Below are 14,652 nucleotides of genomic sequence, written 5' to 3'. Positions count from 1 at the left end.
TGGGAGTAGTCCCTTCGTTTTAGGAGACTACTTATGTCTGAAGTAAAAAAACTCACTCACGTTGTTTCGTTCTCAGGTGGACGCACAAGTGCCTACTTGGTGTATTTAATGGAACGCGCACGTAGAGAGTTCAATTGGGATGTACGATACATTTTCTGTGACACTGGTGTTGAAGCACCCGCCACATATAAATTTATACGCGACATCATCAAATTTTGGGGTATTGACCTCATTATCTTACGCGCAAAAGTTAGTCCTAAATTGGGCGTAGGCAACACATATGAAGTCTTCGAACCTACAGACCTCATGAATACTGTAAAAATGCCTCCATTCGAGCCAATGATGTCCATGATGGTGAAATATGGGACTCCTACCGCAATGGGAGCTTATTGCAGTGAGAGAATGAAGAAAGACGTAGCGGAACGATACTGCAAAGATCACTTTGGTAAAAACAACTATGTGACTTGGCTTGGTATCCGTGTCGATGAGCCGAAACGTCTAAAGCCTAAACCTGGTATTAAGTATCTTGCTGACCTTGTACCAATGGTTGATAAACAAGACATATTGGAGTGGTGGTCACACCAACCATTTGACCTTGAACTTAATGGGGAGCATGAAGGTAATTGTCTGTTTTGCTGTAAAAAAAGCACCTCAAAACTTGCACTTGCCATCAAGCAAAACCCACATTTCTATCGGATGTGGAAATACCACCTTGAAAGTAAAAAAATCCGAGTCAAAGAGAGCTACGATCCTTTAATAATGTATCGTGGTCATCTTTCTCTCACTGGCATCGCAGAGATGTATGCCGATTCTACTGAAGAAGAAATTCGCTCAACGATGCGTAGCCAGAAACGTTATGAATCTGGTAACTGCACCGAGTCGTGTGAAGCCTTTAAAGCTGAAGACGAAGTGAATTTTGAAGTTGTGGAAACAAAGATCTACAAACAATTCGAACTTCAACTAGGTCAACTGCAACTAGCATTTGCTTAATCAACCCCTATGGGCGTACCAATCCCATAGAGGGTACGTGCGCCTCTCTTTTTGGAATATGCACCTAATGAATACAAAAAATGCTGTAAAAGCCACTTATCACTTTTACCTAACTCAAGCAGTGTTGAATAACATCACTGAGTCTGGTCAAAGTGTCGGAGATATTTTCGGTATAGGCGAAGATACATTCGTTACTGCGCTTTATCCGTATTCAAACTTACTGTATCGCTGTGTATCCGAGCATGAAGCTAACCCCGATTGTAACTGGAAAGAAAGCGATATCTTTGAAACTGTAAATGAACTAGCTGAACTATTCATGGCGATTGTGGAGCGCGACACTGCTTCACCATTAGAGGCACATATGCCTGATATAGTCGAGTTCGAGTTGGACATTAAACGCATTCTATAAGTCATTATGACAAAGCTATGGTGATCCTATACATCGAGTGATCATCAAATATTAAACCCAACGGGGCTACTTCCCGTTGGGAGTAGTCCCTCTTTAGGAAACTACTCATGACAAAACTAAAAAGTGAACAATTTTATCAGTTACACGCAATCTTCTCAGAAAGCCTTGACCAACTCGCAAGTATGGGGTCACTGCCGATTGAGTTGGGACGGATAAAAATCGTGCACAAATCGGGGCGAGACTACCTTCTGGACACCCAAGCATACTTTTGGAGTGATCATAAGGTCGTGGCATGGTTCAAGACGTTTGAAGAAACGTTCAGCAACCAACCTTACGAGTTCCATTACAACATCACTGAAGAAGACATCATCAATGGTGATGTGATTGTTGAAGTGTACACCGGCGAAAACAACGAGGTGATACAGCCCAAGTCGTTACAGTTAGATATCGCTATCGACGGAAAGCTATACACACTTGATGCTAAGCCGAGTTCAAACAATATTGACTATTTTAAGACAATTAAAGTAGTCGAAAGTGATGACCAGGGGGAGTTTGTAAAGCTCCATTTTTGGACAGTCACAGACATCATCAAACACATCAACGCTGATCGAAATGAGGATTGGCAAGATTACGATGAGTTTGATTGGCATGAAGGCTGGAAAGAGTGGTGCGCTCACCAAGAGAACTTTAAGATTGCCGATGGCAACTTAAACGCATCATATTTCCAAAAGATATAGAGATATAAACACATAAACCCTTAACGGGCGCAACATCCCGTTAAGGGGATAGTTGCGCCTTTTTTTTATTAAAAGGAAAACCAAATGGCAACTATTGTAAATACAAAAATCGGTGTAAATCGTGGGCGCAAGCGCGTCTTCCTCGAAGGTAGAAAGCTCTCTTGCGCTGGTTATAAACCTGGCATGATGTACAACTTGAGCGTCACTGACAATCAACTGCACATCGAGCTTTCTGAAGCCGGTAAATACAAAATTAGTCGGCGCAAAAATCGAACAAGTGGTGACGAACTGCCAGTAATTGATATTACTGCTAACGCTCTAGCTGAACTGTTCGAAGAAAGCGAAACTGTCAGAGTTCTGATTAAACAGGGAAAGATTGTTGTTTCAAAACATCACTTAACTGAGAACGCGAACAGGCGTGAACAGAGGCTTTTGGACAAATTAGAGTCTGGTAAGCCACTAGATGTTTGTTCGGTGTTTCATGGTGGGGGAATCTTAGATGCCGCGATGCATCATGGATTTAAACGCAACAATGTAAAAACCAAAGTGGCTATCGCAGTAGAACGTGAAAGCCGTTATTTGGAAAGCTCATTACGAAACAACCCTGAGCTATGGAATAGCGATTCAATTGTTATTGAATCACCAATAGAACTGATAAACGTACAACGCAGTAAACAAGCGCACGAATGCGATTTTCTTTACGCTTCAACTCCTTGTACCGGCGCATCGTTAAGTGGTCGTACTAAGAACAAACTCAAGCAAGCTGAAGATCACTCGGAAGCTGGCAGTATGTTCTTTTACACTCTAGAAATGATTGTGCAGTTGAATCCTAGTGCAGTTCTAATTGAAAACGTACCCCAATACTCTTCCAGCGCATCTATGTCTGTAATTCGTAGCGTACTGGATAGCCTCGGCTACACAGTCCAAGAGCGAATCTTCTCAGGTCTAGAATTTGGAGCTTTGGAAAGTAGGGATCGGTTAGTTGTGGTCGCGTTATCAAACGGGATAGATACGTTTGATATAGATAAGGTGATTAAAGGTCAACTTTATCCTAAGCCGGACTCAATTAATGACATATTGGAAGATGTTGAACCTGATTCACCTCGCTGGAAAACGTTTAGTTATTTAGCGGATAAGGAAAAGAGAGACAAAGCCGCTGGCAAAGGATTCGCTCGTCAAATTCTTACGGGTTACGAAAGTTGTTTAGGAACAATAGGTAGAGGCTACGCTAAGTGTCGCAGTACCGAACCATTCCTACAACACTCGACCAATAGTGAATTGAGCCGGATCTTGACAAAAAATGAACATGCACGAGTTAAGAATATTCCAGAAGCAAAGGTTTCCGGTTTGTCTGAAACTGTCGCTCATGAAATTTTAGGTCAGTCAGTCATTTACTCTGTCTTTGATATATTGGGAATGCAGCTTTCCTCTGACTTGCTAACGTGGCAGTCCAAAAGGAATAGACAAAACCAAAACTTAAATGTAATACCAATCAAGAAATGTGCTTAGCACAGTAACCTACCCCTAACGGGCGCAATTGCCCGTTTTGGGGCGATTGCGTTCCGTTTATCAACAATGAAATCGGAGAGCAATCATGGGTTTTTTCTCTTGGAAAACAGCAGATACATCAGAATCAATTGCAAACATCAGTTCTGGCGAGCATCGAGGCGTTAGCGTCTTTATGCTGATGCCGGACGGAAACCACATCGAGGAACCGGCATATGAGGGTTATTGTCGATTTGGTGGTGTTGACGCATTCGCTTGGCTTGCGAAGACAAATCTTGGAAGCGATGTCGAACACCTTTGTTTGTATGATGATGCAAACGAGCTGAGAGCGTTAGGAATAGAGCTACAATATGAGGCACATAGCCGAATTACGTTGCCGCTAAAATTCTCATTTAATAAAGATGCTATCTATGATGGATTACCGGAAAGTGAGGTATGCCCACTCCAAGGTTTTTTCGGGTATACGGATTTAATGGTTGATGGGGCACCTTCACCCCATCAATCTGATACCACCCTCAGATGGTTGATAGATCGACTCCGTAGTTGAGTTCCTCTGCGAAGTCCGGCAGTCCGTAACCGATGGTTTTCTTGTAGAAAGGAGAGACCTTCGCAGTCGGTGCCTTCTTCTTGTGCTTCGTGGTGTAGAGCATTCGTGCCCGCATCACCTCGAAGGAGTAACCGCGCCCTTCACGGTTCTTGTCCTTGGCCAGTCGGTTGATGGACTCCGTGTAAGCGTTGGTGACGGGCATGTCCGTCTCGAAGTAGGTCATGGTCTCTTCGCGCCAGTTTCCCACTGCCCTGACCAGATCGCTCCAGACTTCCTTTTGGCCCTTCGGGATGGTGGCTATCCACTCGTCCAGGGCGGCTTCTGCATGGAGCCGTGTGGTGGCGTCCCAGATGCCGTAGAAGCGCTCCTTGTGCTCGTAGGCGGCCAGCAGTTGCGGGAACGCGCCTGTCCAGGTCTCCATGATGAGGCGCTCCCGGTCTGAGACTTCGTGAGCGCGTTTCAGCAGGATTTTCCGGTCTCCCTTGAGAGTCCGACTCTGGGACGGTTTCAGCTCCTTTCTGAGGCCCTTGCGCACTCTCTCTAGGGCATCGTTGGCCATGCGCACCACATGGAACTTATCGACCACGATACGGGCCTGGGGCAGCACAGCCTTGACCGCTGCCCGGTAGGGGTTCCACATGTCCATGCTGACGATCTCGACCTTCTGCCGGTCTTTCAGCTTCATCAGGTAGTTGGTCACCACGTCCTGGCGGCGGGTGGCCAGCAGGTCGAGCAGGGTTCGCTCCTCAATGTTGGTCAGAATGCAGCGGTAGCGCTTGTTCAGGTATAGCTCGTCAATGCCCAGGATGCGGGGCGTCTCGAAGCGGTGCCAGCGCCCCAGGAACTCGGCGCGGGCGTTGAAGATGTCGCGCACCGTCTTCTCGTCCAGGCCGGTCTGTGCCGCCACAAAGGTGTAGGGGTGGTTGAAGGATTCCTTCTCCACGTACTCATGCAGCCGCAGTGTCATACGGAATCCGTCCACCATCTCCGGTAGCTGGGGCCTGAATGTTGTCTTGCAGGCCCGGCAGGTGTATCGGCGGCGGACCACCCAGAGAGTGACCCGCTTGCCGTGGATGGGCAGATCACGATAGGGAACGTCACGCTTGCCGAACCGTACGAACTCACCCTGCACGCCGCATTCCTCGCAGGCGATGGGATCGGGCACGTCCACCTGGAAGTGCATTTCGTCGTCGGTTGATTTGCAGCCCAGTACTTGGTATTGCGGCAGGTGAAGGATGTTGTCGGGAAGTTCGGTCATGGTGTTGTATAGGCGTAGGTGTCAGTCAGATCCATCCGGCTCGGCATTGGTGTTTGCTTTTTTACCCAACAAGCTGCTGGAAACGAAAAGTAAGGCACCGAGGACAATTGCAATATCAGCCAGGTTGAAGGCCGGCCAATGCCAGTCTCGCCAATAGAAATCAAAGGAATCCACAACATAGCCGCGAAAGACCCGGTCAATCAGGTTGCCCATGGCGCCACCGAGGATAAGACTGTAAGCGATGGCTTCTCCTTTATGACGATTTTCAAGGATCAGCTTGATCAGAAAAATCGAGACCACTACCGCGATTCCGATAAAAAAGTAGCGCTGCCAGCCTCCACCATTCGCAAAAAGACTGAATGCGGCACCGGTGTTCCATAGGTGCACCCAGTTAAAGAACGGGGTCACCGAAACATACTCGCCATAGGCCATTGATTGCTGCACCAGCCACTTTACAGCCTGATCAGACGCTGCCAGCAGGCCCGATATGGACAATAGGGCATACGGCGAGAGCTTTTTGCCAATAATGAGCATTATTTAACCCTTCAACGCCAAAATGCGTCTGGCACCGTTAAGTACAATGCCCCCCGCGATGGTGCCGATAATCAGATCCGGATAATTGGAACCGGTCCACGCGACCAGGGCGCCGGCGGTGATGACCCCCAGGTTGATCACCACGTCGTTGGCCGAGAATATCCAGCTTGCCTTCATGTGCGCCCCGCCTTCCCGATGTTTGGATATGAGCAGCAGACAACTGGTATTGGCAATCAATGCGACGAATGCGATAGCCATCATCACCAGCGATTCAGGCTCACTACCGAATACAAAGCGTCTCACCACCTCTACGAGCACGCCCACAGCCAAGATCAGTTGCAGTACACCAGCAAGATGCGCGGCACGTACCTGCATTTTCACGCTATGTCCAACCGCATAAAGGGCAAGCCCGTACACCGCCGCATCGGCAAAATTGTCCAGGGATTCTCCAATCAGGCCGGTGGACCGGGCGATCAGACCGGCAGTCATTTCCACCACGAACAGAAGTGCATTGATGCCGAGCAACCAGCGCAGGGTCCCGGATTCTTGCTTAGCAGAAGCTGCCGAAAACTCGGCGGCCTTGATGGTCTCCGGATTTGCAGCGACGGTTTCCTGAAGCGAGGCGCCTAGCCCCAAGGTCTTCAGTTTCGAGGTGACGGGCTCGACCTCGCCGTCATGCACGACCTTCAGCCGGCGGTTCGACAAGTCGAAGGACAGCGCCCGAATCTCCTCAAAGCCGTTCAGGGCTAGGCGAATCATTCGTTCTTCTGATGGACAGTCCATCTTCGGCACGGCATAAACACTGACCCATCTCCCTGGCGCCTCGGAGGAGGCCTGTATATCGGTATCCGCTGCGGACGTTGCATCAGCGCCACAGGCGCCACCACAGGATTTGCTCATAATACGACTCCACTTGAACAATGTTGTGGTACCATTTTAAACTATAAAGCTACTATAAGGTCAATAGAGTAAAGAATCCGTTGGGGAGGAGGCTGATGCGCATTGGTCAGTTGGCGCAGTTGGTAGGGGTCGACACACAGACGATCCGCTTCTATGAACAGCAGGGCTTGTTGCCGCCGCCTGATCGGCAGGACAACGGTTACCGTGTCTATACCGAGAAGCATGGTGAGGGGCTGGCCTTCATCCGTCGCTGCAGAATCCTGGGCCTGTCACTGGCTGAGATTCACGAACTACAGAGCTATCAGGACGACCCTCATCAGCCTTGTACCGCCGTCAACGCCTTGCTCGATGATCACATCTCTCATGTGCGGTCGCAGATAACCGCTCTGCAAGCGCTTGAGAAACAACTCGTTTCACTGAGAGCGAGTTGCAACGATGACCGGGAAGTTGAGGCGTGTGGGGTTCTTGCTGGAATTAGCGAAGGAAACATGCACCAGCAGTAGGTGAAGCATCAACCAGATAATCCGATGAGATGCCGGTCTGTCTCACTCTCATGCAAAGGTAAGATCAACCATTAAATCCGTATACCCAAATTTATTTAAAAAGTGGAGTAAAAGATGAAAACTAACAAATTGACAACAGCAGCCTTAACCCTCGGTCTTACTTTTGGAGCCGCCTCATTAGCACTGGCACATGGCAATATGCAGGGCAACATGATGCAAGGTTGCAGGGGGATGAATGGCAACATGATGGGTGGCAACATGATGGGAATGTTCTTCCAGCTGGATCTAAGCACTAAGCAACAGCAAGAGATCCAGGCTATTATGACCCAAGCAATGGCGGGCAGGCAAGTGATGATGGCCAATATGCCAGCATATATGGCGGAATGTCAGGCATTAACCACGGCACCCACCTTTGATGAAGCTAAAGCCAGAGCAATGCTCGCAAAGCGCCAAGGGGTGATGAGCGAAAATATGCTTACTATGTTAAAAGCCCGTCACCAGGCCTATCAGCTATTAACACCGGCACAACAGGAGCAATACTTGATATTGATGCAACAAATGTCTGCCAATATGCAAAATATGATGGGTAGCCAATCACAACATTATTAAGGTGAATAATATGAACGCTATGCACTCTTCTGGCTATTGGGGCAATGGTTGGTGTGATTTTGGGCTTTTTTTTCCGGGACCGTTTGGCATGATATTTTCGTTATTACTATGGACTGTCATCATATTAGCCTTGGTTAAATTAGTTCAGTTGTTACTGAAAAATAAATCCCAACAAATCAACAGTAATAAACCAGTTAACAGCCTTGAGCTTTTAAAGGAGCGTTACGCCAGAGGCGATATTGACGAAGAAACATATCAAAAAATAAAACAAGAGTTGCTCTCACGCTCTTAAACCAAAACGTTCTCTCATTGCTCTGGCGGTGAGGGAATTCATATCAAGGAGATAATTGTGGGAAACAACCTGGGAATTTGTACTGAATGTCGCAAAGTCAAGCTAAAAATAGCCAAGGCCAAAGCGTCAATTGCAGCAGAAACAGACTTAATGCAAGCAACTGAATTATTCAAATTACTGGGTAACCATTCTAGGTTGAAAATAATTTTGAGTGTGCAACAGGTTGAATTATGTGTAAACGAAATTGCAGAGCTACTACAGCTGTCTATGTCTTCTACCAGTCAGCATTTAAAAATATTTCTATTAGACTAAGCACGATACACACTAACCCTACGTTAGTGTGTATCTCAATGCTGACTTTGGACGCATTGAGATACACATTATTTTGAAAACTAAACAGAGTGTTATAGAATCAAAGCAAGTTAGATTTTAGCCGAGAGTCCTATTTGGACTTTCACTAAATGCTCCACTTGGAGCAAAACCAAGTCCTCTTGATGAGGCAAAAAAGTGGTTGCCGGTAACGGTATGATGTCGGACGAGAATCGTCATAGATCGCGCAAGCGGCGAAAGCAGCGACACCACAAAATCTGCTTTTAAAACATAACCTAATAGTTCCGCTTAACGTGGAATCCTATCAAACCTACGGGTGCAACCATCCGTAGGGTAGTTGTACCCATTTTATTTTAATGAGGTACATCATGCTTACTCTTAAACAAACCCTACCGATTACTGTTCCAAACGAACTTATTGAGTTTGTTTCTGAACATGTACAACGGGACGGTATATCAATCATTAGCTTCAACGACACAAAGTACCACCCAAGTACAGGTGGCTTCCGTCCTGTTGAAATCATGGTTGAAAAGCTCGGCAACTATGTTGCTTTGCACTACTACACTGAATTTGCTTATGAGGGACAAGGCAGCTATGCCCAACTTTGTAAGTCAAATGACTTCGATTTATCGCTGAATACCTACTATTCAGAGTTCATGGGTCTAATTCCACTGAACGACGAAGTAGGCGAAACGTTTGAGATGTTTGTAAAGAACACTCTCTCATACGCTAGCTTAGGTATGTATGACGAACTTAAAGTTAGCTTTATCGGCGGTCACTTACTGCTGCATAAAGACATGGTGGAGGCGTAATAATGGAACTAAATTTCTTCATTATCGCCAACGTAAATAACATGGTTCGAGATTGGATAGATGAACTCCGTCTATTCAAGTACACCAACGACTCCTGCTCAGATTTTTTGGTCGATGTAATAGCGACAAAAGAAATGAATGGCGAGTTGGACGAACTACTTACACTTATCAATGCAAACTGCACTGAGAGTTACACTTTGAACGAACTGGATAATTGCCAATACGTTCATGTGCATGTAATCAACTAATCCACTTTAAATACTCCCACTAGGGCAAATACTGCCCTTGGGGTCTAGTGTTTGCCCGTAAAGGAAAACACTATGAACAAGCAAAATCAGCTTATACACAATTCCCTACCATTAATCGCAGCCGGACTTGGAGACAAGTTAGGTGTTCGTATAACGGTATCGGGTAATCAGGCGTGGACCGATGGTAAAACCATCAACATTCCAGATTTCAATATCAAATCGAAAGAACACAAAGATGCGGTACTTGGCTTTGTGTCTCATGAAGCTGCACACCTCAAATTTGATTCTTTCAACCTGCAAGGTGACTTCAGTTCCGCAGCGTTGCAAAACTATTGGAATATCTTCGAAGACTTGCGAATTGAGAATGCAATGATTGAAAGCATGGTAGGTACTAAGAACTGGATTAACCAAATCTGGATCAACCGTCAAAATGACGGTAGCCGACCACCAATCCAAACTGACGCAGAACCGGCAAGCTGTATTTGTGAATTATTACTGATGACTTGTCGTGTTAATCATCGGGGGCAAACGCACTTACAGCCTTACTTAGATGCTGCTGAAGACGCATTTTGTCTCAACCTTGGGTTCAAGCTTTATATGCAAGTCAATAACTTGTTAAGCAATGAACTTCCTAACCTATCTTCATCTAAAGATGCTTACGACTTAGCGGTAAAGGTAAATACCCTTATCAATGAGTTTGATCCTGATGAAGATGAACCGGATGAGCCAGATGAGCCTAGTCCAGACAGTTCGAGCCAAACACCGGAGGAAAGTAATCCAGGTGACTCGGCATCTCCTGATGAATCAAATGAACCTGACAGTTCAGATGAAACAGATGAGGGAGCAGGGCAAGCTAATGATGCTGAAAGTGAAGAATCCAACTCGCAAGGGTCGGACAATTCACAATCTAGCAGTGTAGATCCTGAACAGTCGATGGAGAGCGAAGGAAATAACTCTAGCTCAAATTCGACAAGTTCTGGTCAGCACGACTTAAATCAACCAACGTCAGAGCAAATCAGAGCAGCAATACAAGCAGCAAATGATTCAACTGAAACGTTTGACGATATGAGTAGTTTCGCTCAATCGCTCGAAGTATTGGCAGAAGCCAATCCAGAGCAATCCAGAGTGTCGCTACCAGAAGTCATCAACGTTGATCCCATAAGCGGAATACGTTGGGGGATTGAGTCAAATGTGAATAGCACTTCATCGCAGATTACAGCAAAACTGCAATCCATCGTTGAACATGAAATGAGAGTGCGCTGTAGAACGAAGTCTTCAGGTTTAAAACTGAATTCTAAAACTTTACACCGTTACGCTGTAAATGATGCTCGGCTTTTCAAACAGAAAAGCAAAAAGCTTCAGATCGATACAGTTGTTGAAGTCTGTGTAGATAACTCAGGCTCGATGACATCTCGTAATCTGATGAGCACAGCAAGAGAAGCACAGCTCGCTCTTGCAAAGGCTCTATCTCGAATCAATGGGGTAGGCATCGGTGCATCTGCGTTTCCTGACTCCGATTGCGATAGCAACATACTTAACTTGTTAGACGAAGGTGAAAGCGTCAGCAAACTAGCCATGCGTTACCACAAAGTAGATGGTAGGGGAGATTCAACCCCAACCGCTTCTGCATTGTGGCATTGCATACGCAAAGTATGTAGCAGCAGAAAACATCACAAGGTCATCATCATTATCACTGATGGTTATCCGAATGGTGGTCAAAGAGAAGAACTTGCTCGTTTGGTCAGTAAAGCTACCCAAAGTGGCATTACTGTTATAGGCGTTGCCATTGGCACCATTTCTAGTAACAAACAAGCGTTCTACCAGTACTTCCCTAACGCACTGTTCATTCAGGACATTAGAGAACTCAAATCAGAGTTATTCAAAGTAGCTAAAGATATTTTAGTGACTCGGTAACTTATTAATATCAAACCCAAGAGGGCAATTACTTTTGCCCCTGGGCGCAGTGTTTGTCCTCTAACTATTTAAAGGAAAACACTATGAGTACAAAAAAGAGTCAAATCCGTTTTGCTTTTCGGTTACGAAAGCTAAATGGCGGCTCGGATAAGTATGGCAATTGTGAGGTTTGCAATAGGCACTTTGACACCGGATACCTTCTGGTCAAACAACGTGTTTATTACAGCGCACTAAAAAAAGCAGAATCTTTAACTCATCATGGGTGCAATGACACTTTTGGTCACAAAGACTGCGTAGCCAAGCTTACTGAAAATTAATCCAACCCAATCGGGCAATACTGCCCGTAGGGAATGGTGTTGCCCTTTTTTAAGGAACAACATCATGGAACAGCTATTAATTCCACTAGAGGTTCAGAGCCAAACCGAGTTTTATGGTGTATGGACTGAAAGCGAAATCGTTATGATGCAAGAGGGCATGTTAATTCAAGCTCTTAATGAAATTAATGACGGACGCAAATCTAGCACAATGCGGAAAGAAGCAATCGAATGGTTAATGAACGAAAGTGATGAACCATTTAGTGCCGATATCTGCGCATTAAGTTGTGGCTATGACATAAACACCTTACGTGCTTATCTACGCCCAATTGTTCGGAAATACTACTCTTAACAATCCACTTCTAATTTGATACCCGCCCACACCAAACTCAATTTAAGCCTTGTGCTTAAAGGTCATGATTTGGTGATAGGGCATAAATTTGCGTCTAACTATTGGGCACAAATTTATGGGTTATCACTCATACACCCAAACGGGGCTATTTCCCCGTATGGGGATAGTCCCTGTTAATCAGGAGGCTACATGAGCATTTCTATCCCTCTCGCTATTGTTATTGCTATCAAGGTATCTGTTATCGCTTATGCGTTGCAGGTATATGGCACTCCGATACCTGAGAGTTCAGACAAGTAATTCTATCGACTTCTTCTACTTGGGGCTTTTCAAAGCCTTGCCTGTCCCTTGCGGGCTTCGAAAAGCCTCAAGGACTATAGGAGAAGCATCATGATAGGCATTACTACACAACCAACCAATCAAAAACATCATTTACAGGCACAGCAAAATCACAGCCTTGTAGATGACATTTCAAATCCAACTTGGACTGACCAAATGATTGAAGATCTTCAATACGGCATGATCAAAAGTGCTATTGACGATATTCGGGATGGTCGGAAATCCAAGTTAATGCGGCAAGAAGCAACCAAATGGCTACTAGAAGATGACTATGTTCATCCTCTGTCATTTTGCAATTGTTGCCGTTCATTAGGTTTAGACGCTGAGCTTTTACGTTCAATGCTTAGCCGTCTACTACAAGGGAGATTCCACTATGAATCAATCTAAAGTAGCTGTAGTAAAAGCAGCGGCAAAGGGTCGCTGGTTAGAGGTTCTTGAGGCTGTCGCGCCAAGTCTTTCCGAAGCAACAAAAAACGTTGAGAACCACGTACCTTGTCCAATAAATGGTGGTACTGATGGATTTAGACTTTTTAAAGATGCAAAGGAAACTGGCGGTGGGGTTTCAAACCAACACGGCGTATTTCGCAATGGTTTTGACCTACTTATGTGGGTTTTAGATCGAGATTTTCAGTACGTTCTAAATGAAGTTGCAGACTATCTTGGTCTTAGTGGCAAAGAGTGGAAGGGTGCTAGTATCCAAACACAACAAACACAGCCACAACCAAAAGTGGATGCCAGTCATCTCAAAAAATGTCGGTATTCATTGCGAAAAGCATGGCAAACCGCATATGACTTGACTGCACCGGAAGCCAAGCTAGCTCGGATTTACTTGTCTCGTAGAGGCTTAGACTTAAAAAAGCTAAACCTCTATGGTTTGAGTAAAACTATGCGCTTTAACCCTGCAATGCCCTTGTATGAAACACGTAAAGTCAACGGCATTAAGAAGAACCTTTTCATTGGCAAGTTTCCAGCTCTCGTTTCGCTGGTCACTTATCCCGATGGTAAGGCAGCAACAATTCATCGAACCTTCTTGGATCATCAAGGCAATAAGCTAAAGATGGTTGTAGAAGGTATCGAGGTTAATGCTAAAAAACTGATGTCTCGATGTGAGTCTCGTCCTTTAACGGGAAGCGCAATACACTTGGCAGAAATCAATGGAGAAATCCTGCACGTAACTGAAGGTATAGAAACAGCATTGTCAGTAAAGCAAATGCTTGCTGACAGAGGTTGTCAAAATGAACCCGTATGGGCGTGTATATCATCAACTATCTTGGAAAACTTTCAGCCACCTAAAGGGGTCAAGTACATCTTTGTTTGGGCTGATAAAGACACTAAACGTGTTGTTCATGGCAAAACCGTAGAAGCTGGATTAGATGCTGCTATGGGGCTTGCAGAACGCCTAGAAGATAGCGATGAATGGGTCGTGATTATGTATCCGACCTGGGATATCCCAACCGGAGTTAAATCTATTGATTGGAATGATGTCTTAGTTGAACACGGCACAAGCAAATTTCCTCATCACCATACACAAATATGGAAGGGGGCTTGCTAATGATTCGTTTCATTACAGATATTCAATCTCAGCAAGAGCCTGATATTCTCACGCCGAACCGGTTCAACCGGTTGTTAATTGTGAGCTTAGAGGGTCAACTGTTAGCTAGCTATAATGCGCCAATGAGTGGCTGGACACACGATGTTCTAGTCAGCCTATCGCAGCTATTCCCTCAGCAGTGGGAGTATTGCGGGGCAGATGCTCTACTTGGTGATCAATTTGTTGGTTCAACAGAAATTTAATTGAGATAACCCACACGCCAAAGGCGTGTGGGATGTCTTTAACTTATACCTAAACACACTTACTCCTTTGATACATTTCCCTCTGAACACCTAATACCCGACATCCAACACCAAACGTCTTAACATTGTTAAGTTGTTCGCTTATCACACTGTTCTAATAATACCCGCAACGCAATCTAGCCTCATTTCTCGCTGACTTTGGAAATTCGAAAAGTGTGAGTCAATAAGAGATGAAACACATTCCGTCGAATTAAGACTAAGGGATTA

20 protein-coding genes are annotated in these 14,652 nt (G+C 45.3%); 17 read left to right on the top strand and 3 right to left on the bottom strand.

Annotated elements, in window-relative coordinates; translation table 11 throughout:
• The first annotated feature begins 33 nt into the window (after positions 1-33).
• From R7P80_RS26750 to R7P80_RS26730, 5 genes are all read left to right on the top strand, one after another.
• Entirely contained in the window at positions 34-990 is a 957-nt protein-coding gene (locus R7P80_RS26750; RefSeq protein ID WP_118121282.1) for a phosphoadenosine phosphosulfate reductase family protein, read from the top strand.
• A gap of 67 nt (positions 991-1,057) precedes the next feature.
• Entirely contained in the window at positions 1,058-1,399 is a 342-nt protein-coding gene (locus R7P80_RS26745; protein WP_118121283.1) for a hypothetical protein, read from the top strand.
• Between the two features lie 107 nt (positions 1,400-1,506).
• Positions 1,507-2,136, top strand: a complete 630-nt coding sequence (locus tag R7P80_RS26740) for a hypothetical protein (protein ID WP_118121284.1) — start codon at positions 1,507-1,509, stop codon at positions 2,134-2,136.
• Positions 2,137-2,220: 84 nt separating this feature from the next.
• Entirely contained in the window at positions 2,221-3,645 is a 1,425-nt protein-coding gene (locus tag R7P80_RS26735; protein WP_118121285.1) for a DNA cytosine methyltransferase, read from the top strand.
• Between the two features lie 85 nt (positions 3,646-3,730).
• Positions 3,731-4,189, top strand: coding sequence for a hypothetical protein (locus R7P80_RS26730; protein WP_225492078.1), 459 nt, complete (start codon positions 3,731-3,733; stop codon positions 4,187-4,189).
• Here R7P80_RS26730 and R7P80_RS26725 read toward each other — a convergent pair.
• The 3 genes from R7P80_RS26725 to R7P80_RS26715 are packed head-to-tail and all read right to left on the bottom strand — an operon-like array spanning position 4,158 to position 6,881.
• A complete protein-coding gene (locus R7P80_RS26725) occupies positions 4,158-5,447 on the bottom strand; it encodes an ISL3-like element ISPpu12 family transposase (protein WP_225477729.1) in 1,290 nt (429 codons plus the stop codon). The two genes, R7P80_RS26730 and R7P80_RS26725, sit on opposite strands and share 32 nt — an antisense overlap.
• 21 nt (positions 5,448-5,468) lie before the next feature.
• Entirely contained in the window at positions 5,469-5,981 is a 513-nt protein-coding gene (gene lspA, locus R7P80_RS26720; RefSeq protein ID WP_004863699.1) for a signal peptidase II, read from the bottom strand.
• A 3-nt stretch (positions 5,982-5,984) separates the two neighbouring features.
• Positions 5,985-6,881: a cation transporter gene (locus tag R7P80_RS26715; RefSeq protein WP_020744994.1), complete on the bottom strand. Its 897-nt coding sequence runs from the start codon at positions 6,879-6,881 to the stop codon at positions 5,985-5,987.
• 95 nt (positions 6,882-6,976) lie between these two features.
• On the opposite strand from R7P80_RS26715, the gene cadR reads away from it, so the two are divergent.
• From cadR to R7P80_RS26655, 12 genes are all read left to right on the top strand, one after another.
• Entirely contained in the window at positions 6,977-7,384 is a 408-nt protein-coding gene (cadR, locus tag R7P80_RS26710; RefSeq protein ID WP_048608525.1) for a Cd(II)/Pb(II)-responsive transcriptional regulator, read from the top strand.
• Positions 7,385-7,498: 114 nt separating this feature from the next.
• The gene (locus R7P80_RS26705; RefSeq protein ID WP_225492080.1) at positions 7,499-7,993 is read left to right on the top strand and encodes a Spy/CpxP family protein refolding chaperone; all 495 of its coding nucleotides are present in this window, start codon (positions 7,499-7,501) and stop codon (positions 7,991-7,993) included.
• Positions 7,994-8,003: 10 nt separating this feature from the next.
• The gene (locus R7P80_RS26700; RefSeq protein ID WP_105935177.1) at positions 8,004-8,285 is read left to right on the top strand and encodes an SHOCT domain-containing protein; all 282 of its coding nucleotides are present in this window, start codon (positions 8,004-8,006) and stop codon (positions 8,283-8,285) included.
• A gap of 57 nt (positions 8,286-8,342) precedes the next feature.
• Entirely contained in the window at positions 8,343-8,597 is a 255-nt protein-coding gene (locus R7P80_RS26695; RefSeq protein WP_225492082.1) for an ArsR/SmtB family transcription factor, read from the top strand.
• A 386-nt stretch (positions 8,598-8,983) separates the two neighbouring features.
• A complete protein-coding gene (locus R7P80_RS26690; RefSeq protein ID WP_162889792.1) occupies positions 8,984-9,427 on the top strand; it encodes a DUF2787 family protein in 444 nt (147 codons plus the stop codon).
• 2 nt (positions 9,428-9,429) lie between these two features.
• Complete coding sequence (locus R7P80_RS26685; RefSeq protein ID WP_025624734.1) at positions 9,430-9,675, top strand: hypothetical protein; 246 nt, start codon at positions 9,430-9,432, stop codon at positions 9,673-9,675.
• Positions 9,676-9,747: 72 nt separating this feature from the next.
• Positions 9,748-11,589: a VWA domain-containing protein gene (locus tag R7P80_RS26680; RefSeq protein ID WP_118121288.1), complete on the top strand. Its 1,842-nt coding sequence runs from the start codon at positions 9,748-9,750 to the stop codon at positions 11,587-11,589.
• 83 nt (positions 11,590-11,672) lie between these two features.
• A complete protein-coding gene (locus R7P80_RS26675; RefSeq protein WP_118121289.1) occupies positions 11,673-11,906 on the top strand; it encodes a hypothetical protein in 234 nt (77 codons plus the stop codon).
• Between the two features lie 64 nt (positions 11,907-11,970).
• On the top strand, positions 11,971-12,255 hold the full coding sequence (locus R7P80_RS26670; protein ID WP_025624996.1) for a hypothetical protein: 285 nt from the start codon (positions 11,971-11,973) through the stop codon (positions 12,253-12,255).
• Positions 12,256-12,642: 387 nt separating this feature from the next.
• Positions 12,643-12,978: a hypothetical protein gene (locus R7P80_RS26665; protein WP_118121290.1), complete on the top strand. Its 336-nt coding sequence runs from the start codon at positions 12,643-12,645 to the stop codon at positions 12,976-12,978.
• Entirely contained in the window at positions 12,965-14,143 is a 1,179-nt protein-coding gene (locus R7P80_RS26660; protein ID WP_140134551.1) for a toprim domain-containing protein, read from the top strand. Before R7P80_RS26665 ends, R7P80_RS26660 begins: the two co-directional genes overlap by 14 nt.
• Positions 14,143-14,385, top strand: coding sequence for a hypothetical protein (locus tag R7P80_RS26655; RefSeq protein WP_025624993.1), 243 nt, complete (start codon positions 14,143-14,145; stop codon positions 14,383-14,385). Before R7P80_RS26660 ends, R7P80_RS26655 begins: the two co-directional genes overlap by 1 nt.
• Positions 14,386-14,652 lie beyond the last annotated feature (267 nt).

Origin of the sequence: Vibrio sp. 2092, from assembly GCF_033339635.1 — a bacterium.
GTDB lineage: Bacteria > Pseudomonadota > Gammaproteobacteria > Enterobacterales > Vibrionaceae > Vibrio > Vibrio alginolyticus.
This window is presented reverse-complemented; position numbering and strand designations above follow the sequence as displayed.